This window comes from Corynebacterium sp. TAE3-ERU30, from assembly GCF_019209925.1.
GTDB lineage: Bacteria > Actinomycetota > Actinomycetes > Mycobacteriales > Mycobacteriaceae > Corynebacterium > Corynebacterium megadyptis.
This window is the reverse complement of the sequence record NZ_JAHUTO010000002.1, coordinates 497,645-517,442: the sequence shown is the minus strand read 5'-3', so window position 1 is coordinate 517,442 and position 19,798 is coordinate 497,645. Positions and strand designations below refer to the sequence as shown.

Here is a 19,798-nt window from a genome sequence, read left to right as displayed (position 1 = left end):
ATTAGAGTAGGAAACCATGACTGAACGTACACTCATCCTGATTAAGCCCGACGGTGTGAACCGTGGACTGGTGGGCGAGATTATCGCCCGTATCGAGCGCAAAGGCCTGAAGTTCGCGGCACTGGATCTGCGCGTCGCCGATAAGGAGACCGCCGAGAAGCACTATGCCGAGCACTCCGATAAGCCTTTCTTCGGCGAGCTGGTGGACTTCATCACCTCCGCACCGCTGATCGCTGGTGTGGTGGAAGGGCCCCGCGCCATCGAGGCATGGCGCCAGCTGGCCGGCGGCACCGATCCGGTGTCCAAGGCCGCCCCGGGCTCCATCCGCGGCGACTACGCCCTGGAGGTAGCCGAGAACGTGGTGCACGGCTCCGACTCTCCCGAGTCCGCCGAGCGTGAGATCTCCATCTGGTTCCCGAACCTCTAAACACCGCGCTTCATACACAACAGCCCTCCCCGCCGCTTGGCGGGGAGGGCTGTAGGCGTATGCGGGCTAATCCAGTGCAGCGCGGATGGCCTCCACCGACGCCCGGGCATCGCCGAGCAGCATATCGGTGTTGTCTTTGTAGAACAGCGGATTGGGCACTCCGGCATAGCCGGCACCCATGGAGCGTTTGAATACCACCACCCGTTGTGCCTCCCATACTTTGAGCACCGGCATGCCGGCAATCGGGGAGCCCGGCTCATAAGCAATGGGGTTGACGGTGTCATTAGCGCCGATCACCAACACCACATCCACATCAGCGAAGTCATCATTGACTTCGTCCATCTCCAGCACGATGTCATAGGGCACCTTGGCCTCGGCGAGAAGGACGTTCATATGCCCGGGCAGACGCCCCGCCACGGGGTGAATGCCGAAGCGTACCTCCACGCCACGCTCCCGCAGGGCGGCGGTGAGCGCGGCCACCGGGTACTGGGCTTGGGCCACCGCCATGCCATAGCCCGGGGTGATCATCACCGTGCGTGCCGTGGCCAGCAGCTGCGCCACCTCCTCGGGGGTGGTTTCCGTATGTGCACCCATGTCCTGCTGCGCCCCAGAGCTGGCCGATTCGGCACCAAAACCGCCGAGGATCACCGAGATGAAGGAGCGATTCATCGCCTGACACATGATGTAAGAGAGATAGGCACCAGAGGAACCGACGAGCGCACCGACAATAATGAGCAGGTTATTGCTCAGCATGAAGCCGGCCGCTGCGGCAGCCCACCCGGAGTAGGAGTTGAGCATGGACACCACCACGGGCATATCGCCGCCGCCGATCGCCGCCACCAGGTGTAGGCCGAGGATGAGCGCGAGGATGGTCACCAGCAGCAGCGCCATCCATGCCCACACCGAGTGGGACTCGCCGATGCGGATAAATACCACCGTCGCCAGCAGCGCGAGGACCACGATCGCGAGGTTGATCATGTTGCGGCCGGGCAGCTCCAGCGGTGCACCCTTCATGCGTGCGGAGAGCTTGAGATAGGCCACGATGGAGCCGGTGAAGGTGACGGCACCGATAAAGATGCCCACGCTCACCTCGCCCAAGTGGAAGCCCAGCATATCCGCGGGCACGGCATGGGCGTGCAGGTAGGAATTGAATCCGATGAGCACCGCGGCGAGACCCACGAAGCTGTGCAGGGCGGCGATGAGCTCGGGCATGCCGGTCATCTCCACCTTATTCGCCCGTACCCAGCCGATGAGCCCGCCGAGCGCCATGGCCAGGACCACCAGCAGCAGCGTGACCACGGGAGAGCGGTAGTGGACGGGGTCGGCGGTGGAGTTCATCAGTGCCTGGGCGATGGTGGCAAGTACCGCAATGGCCATGCCGAGGGCGCCGAAGCGATTACCGCGGGCCGCGGTGCTTTGTCGCGATAGTCCCGCGAGCGCGAGAATAAAGAGCAGCGCCGCCGCCAGATACGCGACCTGGGTGATGCGTTCGATAAGAAGTGCGCTATCCATTGTCTACCCCTCCTGCCGGAACATGGTGAGCATGCGGGAGGTCACGTGGAACCCGCCGAAAATATTGATCGAGGCCACCATGATGGCCACAAAGGACAAGGCCGATACCAGCACATTCGTGGATCCCACTTGCAGGATCGCGCCGAGAATCACAATGCCGGAGATCGCATTGGTCTCACTCATCAGTGGTGTGTGCAGCGAGTGTGTGACTGCGGTGATCACATAAAAGCCCACCACGATCGCGAGCAACAGCACGATATAGTGCGAGGCCACCGCGAGCGGACTCGACAGTACTAATGCCACTGCCGCCGCCGCGCCGAGGAGATACCAGAGGCGAGAGGACGTCTTCTTCGGTTCTTCTGCAGGTTCTGGTGGCGCCGGTTCCGCTGCGGGCGCCTGCGGCGTGTGGGATACCGTCACCGGAGGCGGCGGCCAGTAGATCTGATTGTCATGGGTGACGGTGATGGCGCGGATAATCTCATCCTCAAGATCCAAGGCAATCTGGCCGTTGCGCTCGGGGCAGAGCAGGCCGAGGAGATTGACGATATTTTGGCCATAGAGCTGGCTGGCCTGCGCGGGCAGGCGGCCCGCGAGATCCTTGAAGCCTAAGATGGTGACTCCGCCGGCTGTGGTCACGACCTCACCGGGGCGGGTGAGCTCGCAGTTGCCGCCACTGGCGGCGGCCATATCCACGATCACACTGCCGGGAGCCATCTGTGCCACATCCTCACCCCGTAGCAGGATAGGGGCGCGCCGGCCCGGGATGCTGGCGGTGGTAATGACGATATCGGCGCCGGCGGCTTCGCGGGCGTAGAGCTGGGCGGCGGCCTCGGCCTGGGCGGAGGTCATTTCCTTGGCGTAGCCATCCGTGGAGGTCTCCGCGGCCACAGGGATGGGCACAAACTCGGCCCCCATCGACTCCACTTGCTCGGCGGTTTCGGGGCGCAGATCGGTAGCGCGCACAATCGCGCCCATCGAGTGGGCGGTGCCGATGGCGGCAAGCCCCGCCACGCCCGCGCCGATGACGTAGACGGTGGCTGGCGGCATCTTGCCGGCGGCGGTGACTTGGCCAGTGAAGAGTCGGCCAAAGGCGGTGGCTGCCTCAATCACGGCGCGATAGCCGGCAATATTGGCCATGGAGGAGAGGACATCCATGGACTGGGCGCGAGAGATGCGGGGAATAGCGTCCATAGCGAGCGCGGTGATGCCGCGTTCGCTCAGATACGTCAGTACATCCTCATTGCGGGCGGGGTCCATGCGGGCGATGAGCGTGGCCCCCGACCGCAGGGCGCTGAGTGATTCTTTGTCCGGGGTATCGAGACACGTGACGATGTCTGCATGCCAGACGTCCTCTCCCACCAGCTGTGCCCCAGCCTGCTCATACAGCTCGTCCGGATAGGCGCTGGCCACACCGGCGCCCCGCTGAACCTGCACCTCAAAACCCTTTTTTAAGAGCTTGGCGACGGTATCAGGGGTGGCGGAGACGAGGGGCTGTGCGGGATCGGTCTCCCGCGGGATACCTATCAGCATGACGCTGTTTCTCCTCACCTTGATGCAACGTGTTGAATTTCTCTTTAGATTAACGCGGGCGTGAAGGGGATCCCTACCTCGCTAGCTGTGTTACCTGCCACACATGTGTTCGGTTCGGGCGATCTGCAACGCCGGGCCGGTCTAACTCCAAGGGTGGGCTCGGGGATGTGCCACAATAGGAAGACGGAGATTTCACCAAGCAATAACTTCACACCGAACTTTCATCCCCATCTGAATCGCGCGTGGTCGAGCAGAGCTCCCTCGCGGATTCGCATAAAGGAGTAGAACGTGGCCGAAAAGCCCAACACAACTGAACTTGATATCAACCAGCTGGGGGAGCGAACCCGAGTCTTTGCCATGGCGAAGATGCTGGGAATGAGCTCCAAGGAACTCATCATTGAGCTGGACAAAATCGGACTGGTCAAGGTGGCGCAGTCCTCGCTCACCAAGGATGAGGCCGCCCAGCTGCTCGAGGCCCTCCGCAGCGACACCCCAGATCCGGAGCCCGACAACGGGGAGGAATCCCCAGAGGTGCGGATCCGTAAGCGCGTGGAAAACAACGTGAAAAACGAGATCAGCCAGATCGAAGAAAAGGTGGACAAGCAGCTCGCGAGCTATGCCTCCGAGGAGCTCCTCGAGGAGATCGTCCCCGAGATCACCCCAGCGCCGGAGGATCCCTCCGCCGCAGCAGCACCCATGCCGCTATTCATCCCGCCCGCCGTCGACGCCGCCACCCCGGAGGAGGACGCCCCGGCCGCGGAGAAAGACAAGCCGCGCCGTGAGGACAAGCCGCGCGAACGCAAGTCCCGCAAGTCGAATGAGGACAAGCGCGAGGATAAGCCGGCAAAGTCCAAGAAGTCGCCGCAGAAGGACGCCGATCCCGAACCGATTGATGAGCCCAAGGCCATCAAGGGCTCGACCCGTTTGGAGGCGCAGCGTCGCCGCCGGAGTGAGCGTCGAGAAGCGCGCAAGAATGAACGCCATATCGTCAGCGAGGCCGAGTTCCTGGCGCGCCGCGAGTCCGTGGAGCGCACCATGGTGGTGCGGGAAAAGGAACGCACCGATCACCCAGGACGGGTGACGCAGGTAGGTGTGCTGGAAGACGGCATGCTGGTGGAACATTTCGTGACCTCCGATACCCAGTCCTCGATGGTGGGCAATATCTATCTGGGCCGCGTCCAAAATGTGCTGCCCAGCATGGAGGCCGCGTTCATCGACATCGGCAAGGGCCGCAATGGTGTGCTCTACGCCGGTGAGGTGGATTGGCGCGCCGCTGGTCTCGGCGGGCGTCGTCGCACCATCGAACACGCTCTGAAGAGCGGCGATCAGGTGCTCGTGCAGGTAGTGAAGGACCCGATCGGGCACAAGGGTGCCCGCCTCTCCACCCAAATCTCGCTGGCCGGTCGATTCTTGGTGTATGTCCCAGGTGGTCGTACCGCAGGTATTTCCCGCAAGCTGCCCGCCCCGGAGCGGGCACGGCTGAAGGACATTCTTAAGCGCGTTGTTCCCGAGCAGGGTGGGGCCATCATCCGCACCGCTGCGGAAGGGGTGAGCGAGGAGGCCATCGCTGCTGATGTGGCCCGCCTGCACGCCCAGTGGGAGCAGATCGATGAGCGCACCAAGAAGGAGAAGTCCTCCAAGGGCGCGAAGCCGGTCGCCATGTATGAAGAGCCCAACATGCTGGTGAAGGTGATCCGCGACCTCTTCAATGAAGACTTCTCCCACCTCGTGGTGGATGGTTCGAAGGCGTGGAATACCGTCTACGCCTATGTGCACTCCGTGGCCTCCGATCTGGAGGATCGCATGGAAAAGTATGACCCCAACAAACACGGTGGGGTGGATGCCTTCGAGCACTACCGCGTGGATGAGCAGCTCTCCAAGGCCCTCTCCCGCAAGGTGTGGCTGCCGTCTGGCGGCACCCTGGTGATCGATCGCACCGAAGCCATGACCGTGGTGGATGTGAACACCGGAAAGTTCACCGGCACCGGCGGCAACCTCGAGGAGACCGTCACCCAGAACAACCTCGAGGCTGCGGAGGAGATCGTGCGCCAAATGCGGCTGCGTGACCTCGGCGGCATGATCGTGGTGGACTTCATCGATATGGTCTTGCCCGAGAACCAGGATCTCGTGCTGCGCCGCCTCAAGGAGGCACTGGGCCGGGACCGTACCCGCCACCAGGTGTCCGAGGTGACCTCGCTGGGTCTGGTACAGATGACCCGCAAGAAGCTGGGCACCGGGCTGCTCGATACCTTCGCCACCGAGTGTGAGCACTGTGATGGCCGTGGCCTGATTATTCACACCGACCCGGTCGAGCAGAGCGAGCAGCCGACGCACAAGCCGCGCCGCCGCGGCGATAAGGGCGAGAAGTCCGATCGCTCCGAGCGTCGTGAGAAGAACGAGAAGAACGACAAGCAGGACAAGAAGCACTCCTCCCACGATCCGGCTTCGCACCCCGCAGCCCTCGCGATGCACCGCGAGGAGGAGTCGGAGAAGAGCATCGAGGAGCTTGCCGACGCCGTCATCTCGCTCAATTCCCAAGCGGATAACGCGGAGGACTCGGCGGAGAACGCTGAGCGCGAAGAGAAATCCGAGAAGCGTCAGCGCCGCGGCCGTCGCCGCAGCACCAAGCGCACGAACACGAAGCGTTCTGCTGATAATAAGGACTCTGCTCAGCCGGAGGAGCCGGCCAAGAAGAAGCGCTCTGAGAAGAAGCGCTCCGAAGAGAGCAGCGCCGAGGATGTGCAGGCCATCGCCGCCAAGGCGGTCCACACCGCCGATGCGGAAGACCCGGACGAGCCCTCGGGCGCGGACTACACCCCGGCCAGCTTCGACGAGGCCATGGCGGAGTTCGAACGCTCCCCGCGCCGCAAGCGCGCTACCCGCGGGAACTCCCGCTCGGATCACGCGCCCAAGCGAGAGGACTTCGAGCCTGCCCAGCCCAGCGCTGACAAGGCCGAGGAGACCGAGGACGCAGCGGATTCGCGTGACTCACGCGATTCCGGCGATGGTTCCCGTCGCCAGTCCTCGCGGCGTAGCCGCGGCGGCAGGCGCCGTAGCTCCACTCGGGGCGCTCGCTCCGAGGAGAGCCGTAGCCCCGCCCCGCAGTCCGAGCCGGCCCCCGAGTCGCAGCAGCACGCGGATAAGGACGAGTCCGAGGACTCCTCCCCGCGGCGCCGGCGTGGTCGTCGTCGGGTGGTGCGCAAGAACAGCCGTGCGGAGCAGGCACCCGCGAAGGAGCAGGCGTCGGAGAAGCGCCAGTCCGAGCAGCGACAGCCGGAGAAGCGCCAGTCCGAGCAGCGCCAGGCGGCGTCGACAAGCAAGGGCCGGAGGCGTCGCGCGACACGCCGGAGCACAAACAAAAAGTAGCGGTTTGTGTTTTGCTAGCCGATAAAGGTAGTCTTGGACAGTCGCTGTTCGCAGTGCGTTCAGCATGAAATAAAGTACAAGTCCTTAAATCGGGCGCCTTGAGTGCCCGAGCCGAGTTTTTAGAAAAAGGGGTAGCCCTCCTATGTACGCGATCGTCAAGACCGGCGGCAAGCAGTACAAGGTTGCCGAAGGTGACCTCGTCAAGGTCGAGAAGATCGAGGGTGAGCCGGGTTCGTCCGTGGCTCTCACCCCGGTTCTTCTCGTCGACGGCGCCGATGTGACCACCGACGCCGACAAGCTTGCCAAGGTGGAAGTTTCCGCGGAGATTATCGAGCACGTCAAGGGCCCGAAGATCCGTAACCTGAAGTACAAGAACAAGAGCCGTTACATGAAGCGTCAGGGTCACCGTCAGAACCTGACCGTTATCAAGATTAGCGGCATCAAGTAGGCCGAGAAGGCTTAAAGGAGAAAAACCGTCATGGCACACAAGAAGGGTGCATCCAGCTCCAGCAACGGTCGTGACTCCGAAGCAAAGCGCCTCGGCGTGAAGCGCTTCGGCGGCCAGAAGGTGAACGCAGGCGAGATCCTCATCCGTCAGCGCGGCACCAAGTTCCACCCCGGCGAGAACGTCGGCCGCGGTGGCGACGATACCCTGTTCGCTCTTGCAGCAGGCTCCGTCGAGTTCACCACCAAGCGCAACCGCCGCATGGTGAACATCGTTCCGACCGAAGCTGCCTAAAGCTTGTAGAGCTTCAGATCTAAGCCGCTTGTTTCCCCGCACGGGGAGGCAGGCGGCTTTAATCTTTCTCGGGTGGGCTACGCGCGGCGTTAGGGCTGGCATGAAGGTGCCGCCCGTGCTCTCCGGAACGGGGATCGTGTGGATTGCTGCGGCTGTGAGTTACAATCAGGTGCTTAATCTTCCTCGATCTAAAGGACCACATGAACCGTTTCGTAGACCGCGTTGTACTGCACCTGCAGGCTGGTGACGGCGGGCATGGCTGTGCTTCTGTGCACCGCGAAAAGTTCAAGCCCCTCGGCGGGCCGGATGGCGGCAATGGCGGGCACGGCGGAGACATCATCCTTGAGGTCTCTGACCAAGCCCACACCCTGCTCGATTTCCACTATCGCCCCCACCTGAAGGCCTCCCGCGGCAATAATGGCGCCGGCGATCACCGTAATGGCGCCCGCGGCGAGGACCTCGTGCTCGAGGTGCCGCCGGGCACTGTTGTGCTCAATGAGGACGGCGAGGTGCTGGCGGATCTGGTGGCCGTGGGTACCCGCTTCGTGGCCGCCTCGGGAGGCTTCGGTGGCCTCGGCAATGCGGCGCTGGCTAATAAGCAGCGTAAGGCCCCGGGCTTTGCGCTCAAGGGCGAGCCGGGGGAGCAACGCGATCTGATCCTGGAGCTCAAGTCCATGGCAGACGTGGGGCTCGTGGGCTTTCCCTCTGCCGGTAAGTCGTCCTTGATTTCGGTGCTCTCCGCAGCGCGGCCCAAGATTGGCGATTACCCCTTTACCACCCTGCAGCCCAATCTTGGGGTGGTGGACATGGGCAATGATTCCTTCACTATCGCGGACGTGCCGGGGCTGATCCCGGGCGCCTCCGAGGGCAAGGGCCTTGGTCTGGACTTTTTGCGCCATATCGAACGCACCGCCGTGCTCGCCCATGTGGTGGACCTCGCCACGCTCGAGCCGGGGCGCGATCCGGTCTCAGATATCGAGGCGCTGGAGAATGAGCTGGCCGCCTACCAGTCGGTGCTCGACCATGACACCGGCTTGGGCGATCTGCGCGAACGCCCCCGCGTGATCATCTTGAATAAGGCCGATATCCCCGAGGCACGGGAGCTGGCCGAGTTCGTAATGGAGGATCTCCGCGAGGCCTTCGGCTGGCCGGTATTCATCATCTCCGCCGTAGCGCATCAGGGCCTCGACCCGCTGCGCTATCGCCTCATGGAGCTGGTGAAGGAGCACCGCAAGAAGCATCCCAAGCAGCGCCAACAGCGCACCGTGGTGCGCCCCGTTGCGGTGGATGCCCATAAGAAGGATGATTTCCGCGTGGTGGCCGATCCGAATAACCCCGGCGGCTACGAGGTGCTGGGCGAAAAGCCGCGCCGCTGGATTCAACAAACCGACTTCGAGAACGATGAGGCGGTGGGCTATCTCGCGGATCGTCTGGCCAAGTTGGGTGTAGAGGACGCCCTGTATAAGATGGGCGCTCGCGAGGGAGCCGAGGTGACCATTGGTGAGATCACCTTCGAGTGGGAGCCGCTGACCACCGCTGGTGTCAGTGACTCCGGTTCCCCAGCTACCGCCCGTGGCACCGATGCCCGCATTGGGCGTTCCACCCGTTCTACTGCCGCAGAGCGTAAGCGCGCCTCCCAGGCGCGCCGCGGCCTGATCGATGAGTTCGACTTTGGTGACGAAGAAGCCTCCCGCGACCGCTGGGAGGGTTAGGAATAGATGAACGAAGACACACTGCTGCCCACTACTCCCTATGCCCTGCAGGAGACCCCATCGGCTGAGTTCCCGCCCGCCGGAATACCGGAGACGGTGCTCGACGAACCCGCTGGAGAAGGACTGCGGGGGGAGATTGCCAAGGCCAAGAAGATCGTGGTCAAGCTGGGTAGCTCCTCGGTGACAGACGAGAACTATGCGGTCTCGGCGGAGAAGATCAACCGTTTCGTGGACGCCTGCCAAGCCCGCATGGAGGCTGGCACCGATGTGATTATCGTCAGTTCCGGTGCGGTGGCCGCCGGTATGGCCCCCATGGGCCTGAAAAGCCGGCCGGGGGATCTGGCCACCAAGCAGGCGGCCGCCTCGGTAGGCCAGGTGCACTTGGCCTATCAGTGGGGTCGCTCCTTCGCCCGCTATGGCCGCACCACCGGCCAGGTGCTGCTCACCGCCTCCGACGCGGCGGAGCGTTCCCGCGCCCGCAACGCCCAGCGCACCGTGGAGCGGCTGCGGCAGCTGCGCTGTGTGCCCATCATCAACGAAAACGATACGGTGGCTACCTCCGAGCTGCGCTTCGGCGACAATGATCGCCTCGCCGCGATCGTCGCCCACCTCATCAGGGCCGATGCGCTGGTGCTGCTCTCGGATGTGGATGGTCTCTATGATCGCAACCCCGCCGAGCCCGGAGCGAAGTTTGTCTCCGATGTCACTGGGCCGGAGGATCTCGCAGGTGTTGTGGCCGGCGACGGCGGCAAAGTGGGTACCGGCGGCATGGCCTCTAAGGTATCGGCGGCCCGGCTCGCCTCCCGCGGCGGTATCCCCGTCCTGCTCGCCAGCGCCGATAATATCGGCCCGGCACTCGCCTCTGCCCAGGTGGGCACGGTGTTCCACCCGGAGCAGGGACGCTTGAAGGCCTGGAACTTCTGGGCGCTCTATGCCGCAGATGTCTCTGGCGTGGTGCGCGTGGACGAGGGTGCGGCGCGCGTGGTGCAGCGTGGTGGCTCCTCGCTCTTGGCCGTGGGTATCACCGAGGTGGATGGCGAGTTCCGCTCCGGCGACATTGTGGAAATTCAGGACCCCAAGGGCACCACCATTGCCCGCGGCGAGGTTTCCTATGATGCCAAGACCCTGCACGGAATGCTGGGCAAGCACACCCACGAGCTGCCGGAGGGCATGAAGCGACCGGTAATCCACGCGGATTACCTGTCGAGCTATTCCTCACATGCGTAGTGTGGGGTGCATGAAATATGCAATGGGACCGACGCACTGGGACACCGTAGAAGAACAACTCGCTGCCGTCGGTGGTGAATTGACCGAGGATCTCTCCGAGGCAGAGCTGCTCGTGTATAACGGCTCGGCCGAGGATTTTCCCGAGCTGCCCGACTCCGTGAAGTGGGTGCAGTTTGGGCTCGCCGGTATCGATGCCTACTTCACGCACGGCGTTATCGATGGCTCGCGCCGCTACTCTAATTGCTCCGGCACCTTCGCCCGCCCAGTGGCGGAGTCCGCCGTGGCGCTCTTGCTGGCCCAATTGCACCAGCACACCCCGGTGGCCCGCGCCCAGTCGTGGAGCTGCCAAAAACAGGTGGATAGCGCCACCCGCTGGCTCTTCGATAGCACCGTGAGCATCATCGGTGCCGGCGGTATCGGCCGCGAGCTGGTGCCCATGCTCAAAGGCTTCGGCTGCACTGTCCTCGCGGTCAATAATTCCGGTAACCCCGTGGAGGGGGCCGACAAGACCTATTCCTCGGAGCATCGCGATGAGGTGCTGTCCTCCTCGGACGCGGTGATTCTCGCCGCCCCGCTCACAGACGACACCCACCACATGATCAACGAGCGCACCTTAAAGCTCATGCCCGAGCATGCGGTGCTCATCAACGTTGGCCGTGGCCCGCTCGTAGATAGCGACGCCCTGGTGGATGCCCTCAATCGTGGGGAGATCGCCGGCGCCGGACTCGATGTGACCGAGCCGGAGCCGCTGCCGGATGGCCACCCCCTGTGGGAGATGGAGCAGGTGGTGATCACCCCTCATACTGCCAATACGAAGGACTCGATCCGCCGGCTGATTGCTCCCCAGATCGTGGAGAATTTCACCGCCTATCAGGCGGGGGAGACCATGCCCACCGAGGTGACGGTGGATCAGGGCTATTAGTGGCCTGCCGGGCTGCTGTGGCTGCGAGATGGCGTCGTCAAGCGCCAGTGCACGCTACAGTTGTGAGCTATGAACGCTAATACAACGACTATGGACCTAGCCCGCGCCGCGCGTGAGGCAAGCACGAGCATCGCGCAGCTGCGCACCCCGGCGAAGGATGAGGTGCTGCTGGCGGCCGCCGCGGCCCTCGAAGAGCGCGCCGAGGAGATTATTGCCGCCAATGAGCGCGACTTGGAACGGGAACGCGCCGCCGGCACCTCGGAGGCGCTGCTCGACCGCCTCGCCCTGAGCACCGAGCGCATTAGCGGCATCGCCGATGGCCTCCGCCAAGTGGCGGCGCTGAGCGATCCCGTAGGGGAGATCACCCGCGGCCACACCCTGCCGAATGGGCTGGTACTCAGCCAGGTGCGGGTGCCGCTCGGAGTGATTGGCATGGTGTACGAGGCGCGCCCCAATGTCACCGTTGATGCCTTTGGCCTCTGCCTGAAGTCCGGCAACGTGGCGCTGCTGCGCGGCTCTAAGTCTGCGGTGGAATCCAACCGGGCGCTGGTGGCCATCCTGCAGGATGTGCTCGCCGCGCATGATCTGCCGCGTGCCGCCGCGCAGCTGGTGCCCTGCGAGAGCCGCGAGAGCGTCACGGAGCTTATTACCGCCCGTGGGCTGGTAGATCTGGTGATCCCGCGGGGCGGGGCCGGGCTGATCAATGCTGTGGTCACCGGCGCCACGGTGCCCACCATCGAAACCGGCACCGGCAACTGCCACCTCTATATTGATGCCTCGGCGGATCTGGAGCAGGCCATCGCCCTGCTACTCAATGGCAAAACCCGTCGGGTGAGCGTGTGCAACGCCACCGAGACCGTGCTTATCGACGCCGCCCTCGACACCTCCAGCCGCCGCGCCATCATCGACGCCCTGGTGGCTGCCGGGGTGCGCGTGCACGCCGATGAGCAGCTGCTGGAGCTCAACGATGAGGCCGTGGCCGCCACGGCAGAGGACCTGGACACCGAGTATCTCTCTATGGACATCACCGCCGTGGTAGTGGAGGGTGTCGCTGGGGCGATCGAGCACATCCGCGCCCACTCCTCGGGCCACACCGAGGCCATTGCCGCCCAAGACAGCGGCGTGGTGGAGCGCTTCGGCCGCGAAGTGGACGCCGCAGCGGTGATGCTCAACGCCTCTACCGCTTTTACCGATGGCGAGCAGTTCGGCTTCGGCGCGGAGATCGGAATTTCTACCCAGAAGCTGCACGCCCGCGGCCCCGTGGGGCTGCCGGAGCTGACCTCCACCAAGTGGATTGTGCGTGGGGAAGGCCACACCCGCCCGTGAGCGCCCCTGCACGTATCGGAATCATGGGTGGCACCTTCGACCCGATTCACCACGGCCACCTCGTGGCCGCCAGCGAAGTGGCCGATCGTTTCCAGCTGGACCAGGTGCTCTTTGTGCCCACCGGCCAGCCTTGGCAAAAAGCTGGGCGCGATGTCTCTGATGCGGAGGATCGCTACCTGATGACGGTGATCGCCACCGCCTCCAATCCACGCTTCGCGACCTCGCGGGTGGATATCGACCGCGGTGGAAGCACCTATACCATTGACACCCTGCATGATTTGCGGGAACAGTTTCCCCGCGCCGAGCTCTTCTTTATTACCGGCGCGGATGCCTTGGCGAAGATCGTCACCTGGCGGGACTGGGAGGAGATGTTTAATCTCGCGCACTTCGTGGGGGTGAGCCGCCCCGGCTATGAGCTGGAGGAGGACATTCTTCCCGAAGTCGATCATGAGCACCTGTCCATCGTGGAAATTCCGGCAATGGCGATCAGCTCCACCGATTGCCGCGCCCGGGCGCGGGCCGGCCGGCCGGTCTGGTACCTTGTGCCGGATGGAGTGGTGCAATACATAGCCAAGCGGCAGCTCTACCGGCCCGAGGGGCGGGATCGCCTATCGCAGCCGTCCTATGAGGGCGCGGGCGCTGCCGAGGACGGCGCGGGCCGCGCGGGCGCGGAAACTCACGCCGAGGGCAGTCGATAGATTACGGTAGAAGAAGAATTTTAAAGGAGTTTTATTAAGTGACAGCACGAGAATCCGCCATTAAGTACGCGTCGATCGCAGCGCTTGCCGCCAGCGAGAAGCTGGCCGAAGAGATCGCCGTGATCGATGTGTCCGAGCGCCTCGCTATTACCGAGTGTTTTGTGATCGCCAGCGCCGATAACGAGCGCCAGGTCAGCGCCATCGTGGAGGAGGTGGAGGACCAGCTGGCCAAGGCTGGCCGGAACCACCCCACGCGCCGCGAAGGTACCCGTGAGGGACGCTGGGCGCTGCTGGATTATGAGGACATCGTGGTCCACATCTTCCGCGGCCCCGAGCGCCAGTTCTACGGCCTCGATCGTCTCTGGGCGGACTGCCCGCTGGTAGACGTCGAGGGTTTGGAAACGCTCACCCGCCCCGAGGACTGGGGCGACGAGGTGGATATCCGCGAGGTCAACGACATCGGACAGATCCCGCTCGCCGGCGAGGATCCCTCCGAGAACGAAATCTAGCGCGATGGGCCGACGACTCGTCCTGCTACGCCACGGAGAGACCGAATATAACGCCACCGCTCGCATGCAAGGTCAGCTCGACACGAAGCTCAGCGAGCGTGGTGTGATTCAGGCGCGCCAAGCCGCCCGCTATCTATCGGGGCTGAACTTCGTGCGCGTGGTCTGCTCTGATTTGCAGCGCGCCCACGATACGGCGCGGGAAGTCGCCACACTGCTGGACGTTCCCCTCATCACCGATGAGCGGCTGCGCGAAACCCATCTCGGGGAGTGGCAGGGCAAAACCCATGCGGAGATCGACGCCGCCACCCCTGGGGCGCGCGCCCGCTGGCGCCATGATGTGTCCTGGGCGCCGCCGGGTGGGGAAACCCGCCTTGAGGTTGCCGCCCGGGCGCGGGCCGTGGTGGATGACGCCATGGCCGAGGTAGAGGAGTGGGAAGACAAGTCCATTCTGTGTGTCGCCCACGGCGGCACGATCAACGCGCTCACCGGCTCGCTGCTCGGCTTCGCCACGGCCGAGGAATTCTCCCGGCTGTCCACCGTGTCTAATACCTGCTGGGCACAGCTACAGGCCCGCCCGCAGTATGACCCCCGTTCCCCCCAGCCGCAGTCCTTCACCGCCGATAATCTGGACAACGCCCAGTGGTATCTCGAGGGATGGAACGTGGGTGTGACCCCGGGGCTGACGGTGTGTGAAAGCACGCACCCATGACGGTGCGCATCGTCACCGATTCCACCGCCTGCCTGCCGCCCGCGCTCGCGGAGCAGCTCGGCATCACGGTGGTAGACATTCACGTCACCCACTCGGACAAAGACCGCACCACCGCGGGGCTATCCGCGCTCGAGCTCGTGGCCGCCTATGCCCGCCAGCTAGAACGCGGCGGCGACGAGGGCGTGCTCGCCCTGCACATGTCCAAGGAGATCTCCTCCACGTGGTCTGCGGCCGTCACCGCCGCCGGGGTATTTGAGGATAGCCGCGTCCGCGTGCTCGACACCGAATCCTTGGGGCCGACCATTGGTATTGCCTGTATTGCCGCTGCCCTCAAGGCCCGCGAGGGCGCCGATCTTGATGCCTGCTATGACGCCGCTTTGGAGGTGCTCGAGCACTCCGAGGTGTGGTTTTATGTGCACAAGATCGATGAGCTGCGCAAGTCTGGGCGTCTCTCGGCCGCCAATGTGCTCTTCTCTGCCACGCTCGCGATCCGCCCGCTCATGCATCTCAAACAGGGCCGCATCGAGATCGCCGCGAAAACCCGTACCCAAGCCAAGGCGCTAGCGAAGCTCGCCGAGGTCGTGGAGCTGTATTGCTGCGAGGAACCGGCGGTGGTGACGGTGCTGCACCACGAGGCCCGCGAATCCGCCCGCCAGCTGGCCATTCACATCGTGGAGCGCATCCACGTTGATTCCACGGTGCGACTGGATCGCCTCGAACCGGCCCTCGCCACCCACACTGGGCCGGGCACCATAGCGGTGAGCGTGACTCGCGGCAACCCCAGCGCCGTCATCGAGGCCCTGGCTGTGGAAAACGAGCTGTAGTCCACAGCCCGCAGCACACGCTTATCGACGCCACCTCGCCCGCCACCTAGCCTGCGGGGCATGACTTCCGCCTCCCCGCTTGATCGCCTGCGCGAGCTGACTCGCCCCACCGGCGAAGAAGACCTCCTGCAGGTCCGCTATCCCGATAATCCCCGCCTGCGGCTGAGCCCGCGCCACGGCCTGATCGCCGCCGTGGTACTGCTGCTCCTCGGCGGGGTATTTCTCGTGCCCCAGCTCCGCGATGCATCTCCACCGCCGGTCGAATCGGTGGCTGTCTATGAGGACGAGACCACCACCGAGCAACCTAAGGAGATCGTGGTGGCCGTGGTCGGGCACGTCGCCAATCCTGGGCTGCAGCACCTGCCCGCAGGTGCGCGCACCGATGATGCGCTCCGCCATGCCGCCCCGCTGCCAGAGGCGCAGCTCAGCGCGATCAACCTGGCCCAAAAACTCAGCGACGGCCAGCAACTCTATGTGCCCGGCCCCGAGGAGGATCTCCCCATCGCTGGCGCAGCCCCACTCAACCCCGCCGCACCGGGCGCTGCGCCGGGCGGGAAGGTAGCGCTCAACAGCGCCGATAGCGCCGCACTAGAGACCCTGCCCGGGGTGGGGGCAGCAACCGCCGCAGCGATCATCGCCCATCGCGAGGCATCCGGGCCTTTTGAGAGCGTCGATCAGCTGCTGGAGGTCAAAGGAATCGGCCCCGCCAAATTCGAGGCAATAAAGGACCTGGTCACCTTGTGAACCCTCCCGTCGCTTTCATCGAGCTGCGCCTCATCCCGATCGCCTGCATGGCGTGGGCATCCACATGGGTGGTGGTGGCCACCGAGCACGGGCCGCTGCTCCTCGCGGTGCTGGGGGTGGTCGCTGTCGCCGCCGCGTGGGCGTATCGCGCGCCGGGAAGCGCTCTGCTGCTGGCAGCCACGGTCGTGGTGCACGGTGGCGTCGCCCAGCTGCGGCGCCTGCTCATCCAGCAGCATCCCATAACCCAGGCCCGCGGCCACTACGAGCTTGCGGGACGAGTAATCAGCAGCACGGACGTATCCGGCGGCAGCACCTGCCTTACCCGCCTGCGCCTTGCTCGCTATCCAGCCGAGCTGCCCGTCTTTCACCCGTGTGAACGCTGGCAGCCCCACCGCGGCGAACAGGTAGTCGCAAGCGTGCAGCTGCAGGAGGACACCCGCGTCGGGCTGAACGCCGTGGTGGCGCGGCTGCAGCACGGCCGTGTTGTGGGCGAGCCGAGCTGGTGGGACCACTGCGCGCACACCGTGCGGGCACGATTCATGGAGCTTGTACAGCAGAACGTGGGGCAGCGCTCGGTGGGGCTCATCCCCGGTATGGTCTTTGGCGATACCTCCCTGCAAAGCGAGGAGGAAACTGCGGCCTATCTCGCCACGGGGCTCAGCCACCTCTCGGCGGTCTCGGGGGCGAATGTGGCCATCGTGACCACCGCGTGCGTGATCGCCTGCCGGCTCGCAGGCTGCGGGCCGCGCTGGCAATGCGCGGCAGCGGGGATAGCGCTGGTGGCCTTCGTGGTGCTGGTGGGGCCGGAGCCCTCGGTGAAAAGAGCGGCCGTAACTGGGGTGGTGGGGCTGGTGGCGGTGGTGAGCGTCTCTCGGGCTGAACCCCTGCACGCGCTCGCTGTGGCGATAACGGGGCTGTTGCTATGGGACAGTGATCTGGCGGTGAGCTATGGTTTTGCCCTCTCCTGTGCCGCTACCGCGGGGATTGTGGCCTTGCACCCGTATCTCTACCCGCGGCTGGCATGGCTGCCGCTGCCTGATGTGTGTATCCGCGCATTGTCTGTAGCTATTGCCGCGGATATCGTGACTATGCCGCTGCTGGCTTTGATGGTGGGACGGGTCTCTGCTGTGGCGGTGGCGGCCAATGTGTGCGTGGCCGCGGCTGTGGCGCCGGTGACGATCGTCGGTTTGTTCGCTGTGGTCTTAGTGGCGCTGCGGGCGGAGCCGCTGGCCGCTGTGGCAGTGCGGATTATCGAGCCCTGCACGTGGTGGATTCACCGCTGCGCCGAGTTCTTTGCCGGCATGCCTTGGGCGGTGATTGAGAGCGGTTCCGGGCCCTATTCGGTGGTGGGGGTGGTCCTCGCCTGTTGTTGGTTTCTCGTGTTGCTGCCCGCGCGGCGGCGCGTGGCATGACAAATAAGTCACACCCAATGAGCTCTCGAACTGCTCCATTATGTCCTAGCCATACACCTGTATGCCGAGGGTATTCTTTCGCAGGCTTTCCATGGTTATGTCGATTCGAGAAAGCGAACACACATACGAAAAGCATTCACATTCTGAGTACATGTCCGAGGGCCTAGCTATGGTTAAACCATGAGCCACAAAGACAGTATTGGAGTGGACTTACAGTATGGGCTTCCATCCCATCTGAGATACGCCACGAGGAAAGACCTCCACAGAATAGTGATGTCCGGTTTTGCAGATGGGCAGTTGGACGAAGCGATGCCTCGTTCAGACGCCAGATGTCTTTTTGCCGTTTCTGGGAACAACCTCATCGTGCGCCACCGGCCTGACCTCAACCATCAGATACCGGGCTTGTCTGCGGAACGCAGCGCGCTCCAAGCCACAGATCCAGAACAGAGATACCACCTTGAAGTAACTGTTAACGCCCTAGTTGCACGCTCCCAGAGGGGATCGCTACCTCCAGAAGTTCGCCAACAACATTCTCCTCGCGGGCGCAGAGTACCGGTTCCTCCAGATGAACTCCCTGAGTGGGCTCTCGATCTCCTCAATAGGCGAAACCTCGAACCGGATGACCTGACAGTGGGCGAAAGGTTCAATGTCAGGCGAACCGCTGGGCGCACGGGAATCATTCCCGCAGTGACCATCACCGCAACTGTCCGAGGAGGCGCCGAACTCGATGACGTTCTCAGCCACGGCCTCGGGCGAGGCCTCAACTACGGCCTAGGCCTCGTTCACGTACGACCCATCCACTAACCACACTCTTGAAAGGCACTGTATATGTCTCTGCTTTCGGATATCCTCCGTTCTGAATCTCCCTCGCTTGTTCGTCATGCCCAGCTTGAGCCAGCGGCCGGACCAGCCACGCCGGTAGCTCCGGCTGTCTACCCCAGTGACACCGACGGTCGCACGTATCGCATCAACCAGAATGCGCCAGTCCTCTTGCCCGACGATGAGGGCTTCTTGTTCACTAACTCAGGACGGACAGCACCATCGGTTGTCATCTCGTCTGTTGCAGGCGAGGCAACGCGTGCTGAGCCAGTCATCTACCACGATCCTGAGTTGTATCCTTGGCTGCCCGCAGTGGAAATCACTGCGCCTTCCGACAGTGACATCGCGGAAGCCGTCGAAAAATCAATGGCTAGGGCGATTAAAAATATGCCCAGCCTAGAATCTCCGGCTCGTCGAGCAGAGCTAGGTGATGTCCTGAAGCAGCTGCGGACATCCTCGTGGGAGCTGTCGCACCGTCACATTGATAGCTGGGTGCGCTACAGCCTGACAGAGGACAACGGAAAGGCACTCTGGTCCCAGCCAAGCTCCGATCTCTATCGAGAGATCGTTTCTTCAGAGGCCGCTACGATCGCGGGTGTCTCCCTGAACTCAGTGATTTGGGGGTACTGGTTGGCCAGTGGAGCGACATCCACCCATCGACGAGCACGGTCAATTTCCTCCCAAATTATCGGCACCGGCGCTTCACCATCACCCGTGTTTGCCACCAAAACGCCTGGTAAACTGCCTGCCTCCGGTCGTACTCGACTGGTTCTAGACGACGGAGAGCTCACCGTCGTCGAGTCCGACTCCAAAGTAAAGGGGATCAAACCTAAGCAGCCGTCTGCTTTTGGTCTGGGCGCCATCATTACTTCCGGTGATTCCGTTCCGATTCACTACACCTGCGAGAGCATTGCCTCATTGACGTCGGTGTCCCTAGCTGACTTGCGAGCGCTTGATCGGTACGAGGTCAAAGAACCCGTGATCCGAGCCGCGCTGGGAGTCTCTATGCTGGCCACCGAATTAGTCGCAAACGACGGGCATATTCGTAGCGAATGCGATCTCGTCGAGATCGCACCACCGGCTTGGGGGCTTCGTGTACGCGGCCAGCGGGGCGCGCGTCGTATCGATGTGGACGTAGACGAGCTTCGCCGAGAGACCTTGGAGGCGCTGGAGGAATCTGTTCAGGCGGGCTTCTTGCCGGCGGCAGAGCAGGGCAGCGGTGCGCGCAAGATCAAGCTGCGTATGTCGTCGAGCATGGCACAGGTGGTACTAGACGCACTTCTCGCTACTGCAGCGAAGTCGTCCACCGACGAGTAGAGGCG

Annotated in this window: 18 protein-coding genes; 16 read left to right on the top strand and 2 right to left on the bottom strand. The window is 63.6% G+C overall.

Annotated features, from left to right (window positions below):
• Positions 1 to 16: 16 nt before the first annotated feature.
• Positions 17 to 427: a nucleoside-diphosphate kinase gene (gene ndk / locus KR227_RS05280; protein WP_151529114.1), complete on the top strand. Its 411-nt coding sequence runs from the start codon at positions 17 to 19 to the stop codon at positions 425 to 427.
• Positions 428 to 493: 66 nt separating this feature from the next.
• On the opposite strand, the gene pntB is transcribed toward ndk, so the two are convergent.
• Complete coding sequence (gene pntB / locus KR227_RS05275) at positions 494 to 1,939, bottom strand: Re/Si-specific NAD(P)(+) transhydrogenase subunit beta (RefSeq protein ID WP_218364160.1); 1,446 nt, start codon at positions 1,937 to 1,939, stop codon at positions 494 to 496.
• A gap of 3 nt (positions 1,940 to 1,942) precedes the next feature.
• Positions 1,943 to 3,469 (bottom strand): Re/Si-specific NAD(P)(+) transhydrogenase subunit alpha, encoded by a 1,527-nt coding sequence (locus KR227_RS05270; protein WP_218364159.1) that lies wholly within the window; start codon positions 3,467 to 3,469, stop codon positions 1,943 to 1,945.
• Between the two features lie 288 nt (positions 3,470 to 3,757).
• Here KR227_RS05270 and KR227_RS05265 point away from each other — a divergent pair, with 288 nt between their 5' ends.
• The 15 genes from KR227_RS05265 (at position 3,758) to KR227_RS05195 (ending at position 19,793) form a co-directional block, all read left to right on the top strand.
• Positions 3,758 to 6,835: a translation initiation factor IF-2 N-terminal domain-containing protein gene (locus KR227_RS05265; RefSeq protein WP_218364157.1), complete on the top strand. Its 3,078-nt coding sequence runs from the start codon at positions 3,758 to 3,760 to the stop codon at positions 6,833 to 6,835.
• Between the two features lie 142 nt (positions 6,836 to 6,977).
• Positions 6,978 to 7,283: a 50S ribosomal protein L21 gene (gene rplU / locus KR227_RS05260; protein ID WP_151549321.1), complete on the top strand. Its 306-nt coding sequence runs from the start codon at positions 6,978 to 6,980 to the stop codon at positions 7,281 to 7,283.
• A gap of 30 nt (positions 7,284 to 7,313) precedes the next feature.
• Positions 7,314 to 7,574 (top strand): 50S ribosomal protein L27, encoded by a 261-nt coding sequence (gene rpmA / locus KR227_RS05255; RefSeq protein WP_151529119.1) that lies wholly within the window; start codon positions 7,314 to 7,316, stop codon positions 7,572 to 7,574.
• Positions 7,575 to 7,774: 200 nt separating this feature from the next.
• A complete protein-coding gene (gene obgE / locus KR227_RS05250; protein WP_151549320.1) occupies positions 7,775 to 9,286 on the top strand; it encodes a GTPase ObgE in 1,512 nt (503 codons plus the stop codon).
• A 6-nt stretch (positions 9,287 to 9,292) separates the two neighbouring features.
• Entirely contained in the window at positions 9,293 to 10,513 is a 1,221-nt protein-coding gene (gene proB / locus KR227_RS05245) for a glutamate 5-kinase (RefSeq protein WP_218364154.1), read from the top strand.
• A gap of 10 nt (positions 10,514 to 10,523) precedes the next feature.
• The gene (locus tag KR227_RS05240) at positions 10,524 to 11,435 is read left to right on the top strand and encodes a D-isomer specific 2-hydroxyacid dehydrogenase family protein (protein ID WP_218364152.1); all 912 of its coding nucleotides are present in this window, start codon (positions 10,524 to 10,526) and stop codon (positions 11,433 to 11,435) included.
• A gap of 69 nt (positions 11,436 to 11,504) precedes the next feature.
• On the top strand, positions 11,505 to 12,761 hold the full coding sequence (locus KR227_RS05235; protein ID WP_218364150.1) for a glutamate-5-semialdehyde dehydrogenase: 1,257 nt from the start codon (positions 11,505 to 11,507) through the stop codon (positions 12,759 to 12,761).
• Complete coding sequence (gene nadD / locus KR227_RS05230; protein WP_151549316.1) at positions 12,758 to 13,459, top strand: nicotinate-nucleotide adenylyltransferase; 702 nt, start codon at positions 12,758 to 12,760, stop codon at positions 13,457 to 13,459. Before KR227_RS05235 ends, nadD begins: the two co-directional genes overlap by 4 nt.
• A gap of 38 nt (positions 13,460 to 13,497) precedes the next feature.
• Positions 13,498 to 13,968 carry a ribosome silencing factor gene (gene rsfS, locus KR227_RS05225; RefSeq protein ID WP_151529125.1) on the top strand — a complete coding sequence of 157 codons (471 nt, stop codon included), beginning with the start codon at positions 13,498 to 13,500 and terminating at the stop codon, positions 13,966 to 13,968.
• 4 nt (positions 13,969 to 13,972) lie between these two features.
• Positions 13,973 to 14,677: a histidine phosphatase family protein gene (locus KR227_RS05220; RefSeq protein ID WP_218364148.1), complete on the top strand. Its 705-nt coding sequence runs from the start codon at positions 13,973 to 13,975 to the stop codon at positions 14,675 to 14,677.
• Positions 14,674 to 15,501 carry a DegV family protein gene (locus KR227_RS05215; RefSeq protein ID WP_218364146.1) on the top strand — a complete coding sequence of 276 codons (828 nt, stop codon included), beginning with the start codon at positions 14,674 to 14,676 and terminating at the stop codon, positions 15,499 to 15,501. Before KR227_RS05220 ends, KR227_RS05215 begins: the two co-directional genes overlap by 4 nt.
• A 60-nt stretch (positions 15,502 to 15,561) precedes the next feature.
• Positions 15,562 to 16,245, top strand: coding sequence for a ComEA family DNA-binding protein (locus KR227_RS05210; RefSeq protein ID WP_218364144.1), 684 nt, complete (start codon positions 15,562 to 15,564; stop codon positions 16,243 to 16,245).
• Positions 16,242 to 17,657 carry a ComEC/Rec2 family competence protein gene (locus KR227_RS10910; protein WP_218364142.1) on the top strand — a complete coding sequence of 472 codons (1,416 nt, stop codon included), beginning with the start codon at positions 16,242 to 16,244 and terminating at the stop codon, positions 17,655 to 17,657. The genes KR227_RS05210 and KR227_RS10910 overlap by 4 nt, the downstream gene beginning before the upstream one ends.
• A 180-nt stretch (positions 17,658 to 17,837) precedes the next feature.
• Positions 17,838 to 18,461, top strand: a complete 624-nt coding sequence (locus KR227_RS10905; RefSeq protein WP_218364140.1) for a type I-E CRISPR-associated protein Cas6/Cse3/CasE — start codon at positions 17,838 to 17,840, stop codon at positions 18,459 to 18,461.
• 24 nt (positions 18,462 to 18,485) lie between these two features.
• A complete protein-coding gene (locus KR227_RS05195; protein ID WP_218364138.1) occupies positions 18,486 to 19,793 on the top strand; it encodes a type I-U CRISPR-associated protein Cas7 in 1,308 nt (435 codons plus the stop codon).
• Positions 19,794 to 19,798 lie beyond the last annotated feature (5 nt).

Bases quoted from the DNA above. Each gene is read 5' to 3' on its own strand.
- obgE (WP_151549320.1), top strand. From the start codon at position 7,775: ATGAACCGTTTCGTAGACCGCGTTGTACTGCACCTGCAGGCTGGTGAC.
- KR227_RS05235 (WP_218364150.1), top strand. From the start codon at position 11,505: ATGAACGCTAATACAACGACTATGGACCTAGCCCGCGCCGCGCGTGAG.
- proB (WP_218364154.1), top strand. From the start codon at position 9,293: ATGAACGAAGACACACTGCTGCCCACTACTCCCTATGCCCTGCAGGAG.
- pntB (WP_218364160.1), bottom strand. From the start codon at position 1,939: ATGGATAGCGCACTTCTTATCGAACGCATCACCCAGGTCGCGTATCTG.
- KR227_RS05270 (WP_218364159.1), bottom strand. From the start codon at position 3,469: ATGCTGATAGGTATCCCGCGGGAGACCGATCCCGCACAGCCCCTCGTC.
- rplU (WP_151549321.1), top strand. From the start codon at position 6,978: ATGTACGCGATCGTCAAGACCGGCGGCAAGCAGTACAAGGTTGCCGAA.
- ndk (WP_151529114.1), top strand. From the start codon at position 17: ATGACTGAACGTACACTCATCCTGATTAAGCCCGACGGTGTGAACCGT.
- KR227_RS05210 (WP_218364144.1), top strand. From the start codon at position 15,562: ATGACTTCCGCCTCCCCGCTTGATCGCCTGCGCGAGCTGACTCGCCCC.
- KR227_RS05215 (WP_218364146.1), top strand. From the start codon at position 14,674: ATGACGGTGCGCATCGTCACCGATTCCACCGCCTGCCTGCCGCCCGCG.
- rpmA (WP_151529119.1), top strand. From the start codon at position 7,314: ATGGCACACAAGAAGGGTGCATCCAGCTCCAGCAACGGTCGTGACTCC.
- KR227_RS10905 (WP_218364140.1), top strand. From the start codon at position 17,838: ATGAGCCACAAAGACAGTATTGGAGTGGACTTACAGTATGGGCTTCCA.
- KR227_RS05195 (WP_218364138.1), top strand. From the start codon at position 18,486: ATGTCTCTGCTTTCGGATATCCTCCGTTCTGAATCTCCCTCGCTTGTT.
- KR227_RS05220 (WP_218364148.1), top strand. From the start codon at position 13,973: ATGGGCCGACGACTCGTCCTGCTACGCCACGGAGAGACCGAATATAAC.
- KR227_RS05240 (WP_218364152.1), top strand. From the start codon at position 10,524: ATGAAATATGCAATGGGACCGACGCACTGGGACACCGTAGAAGAACAA.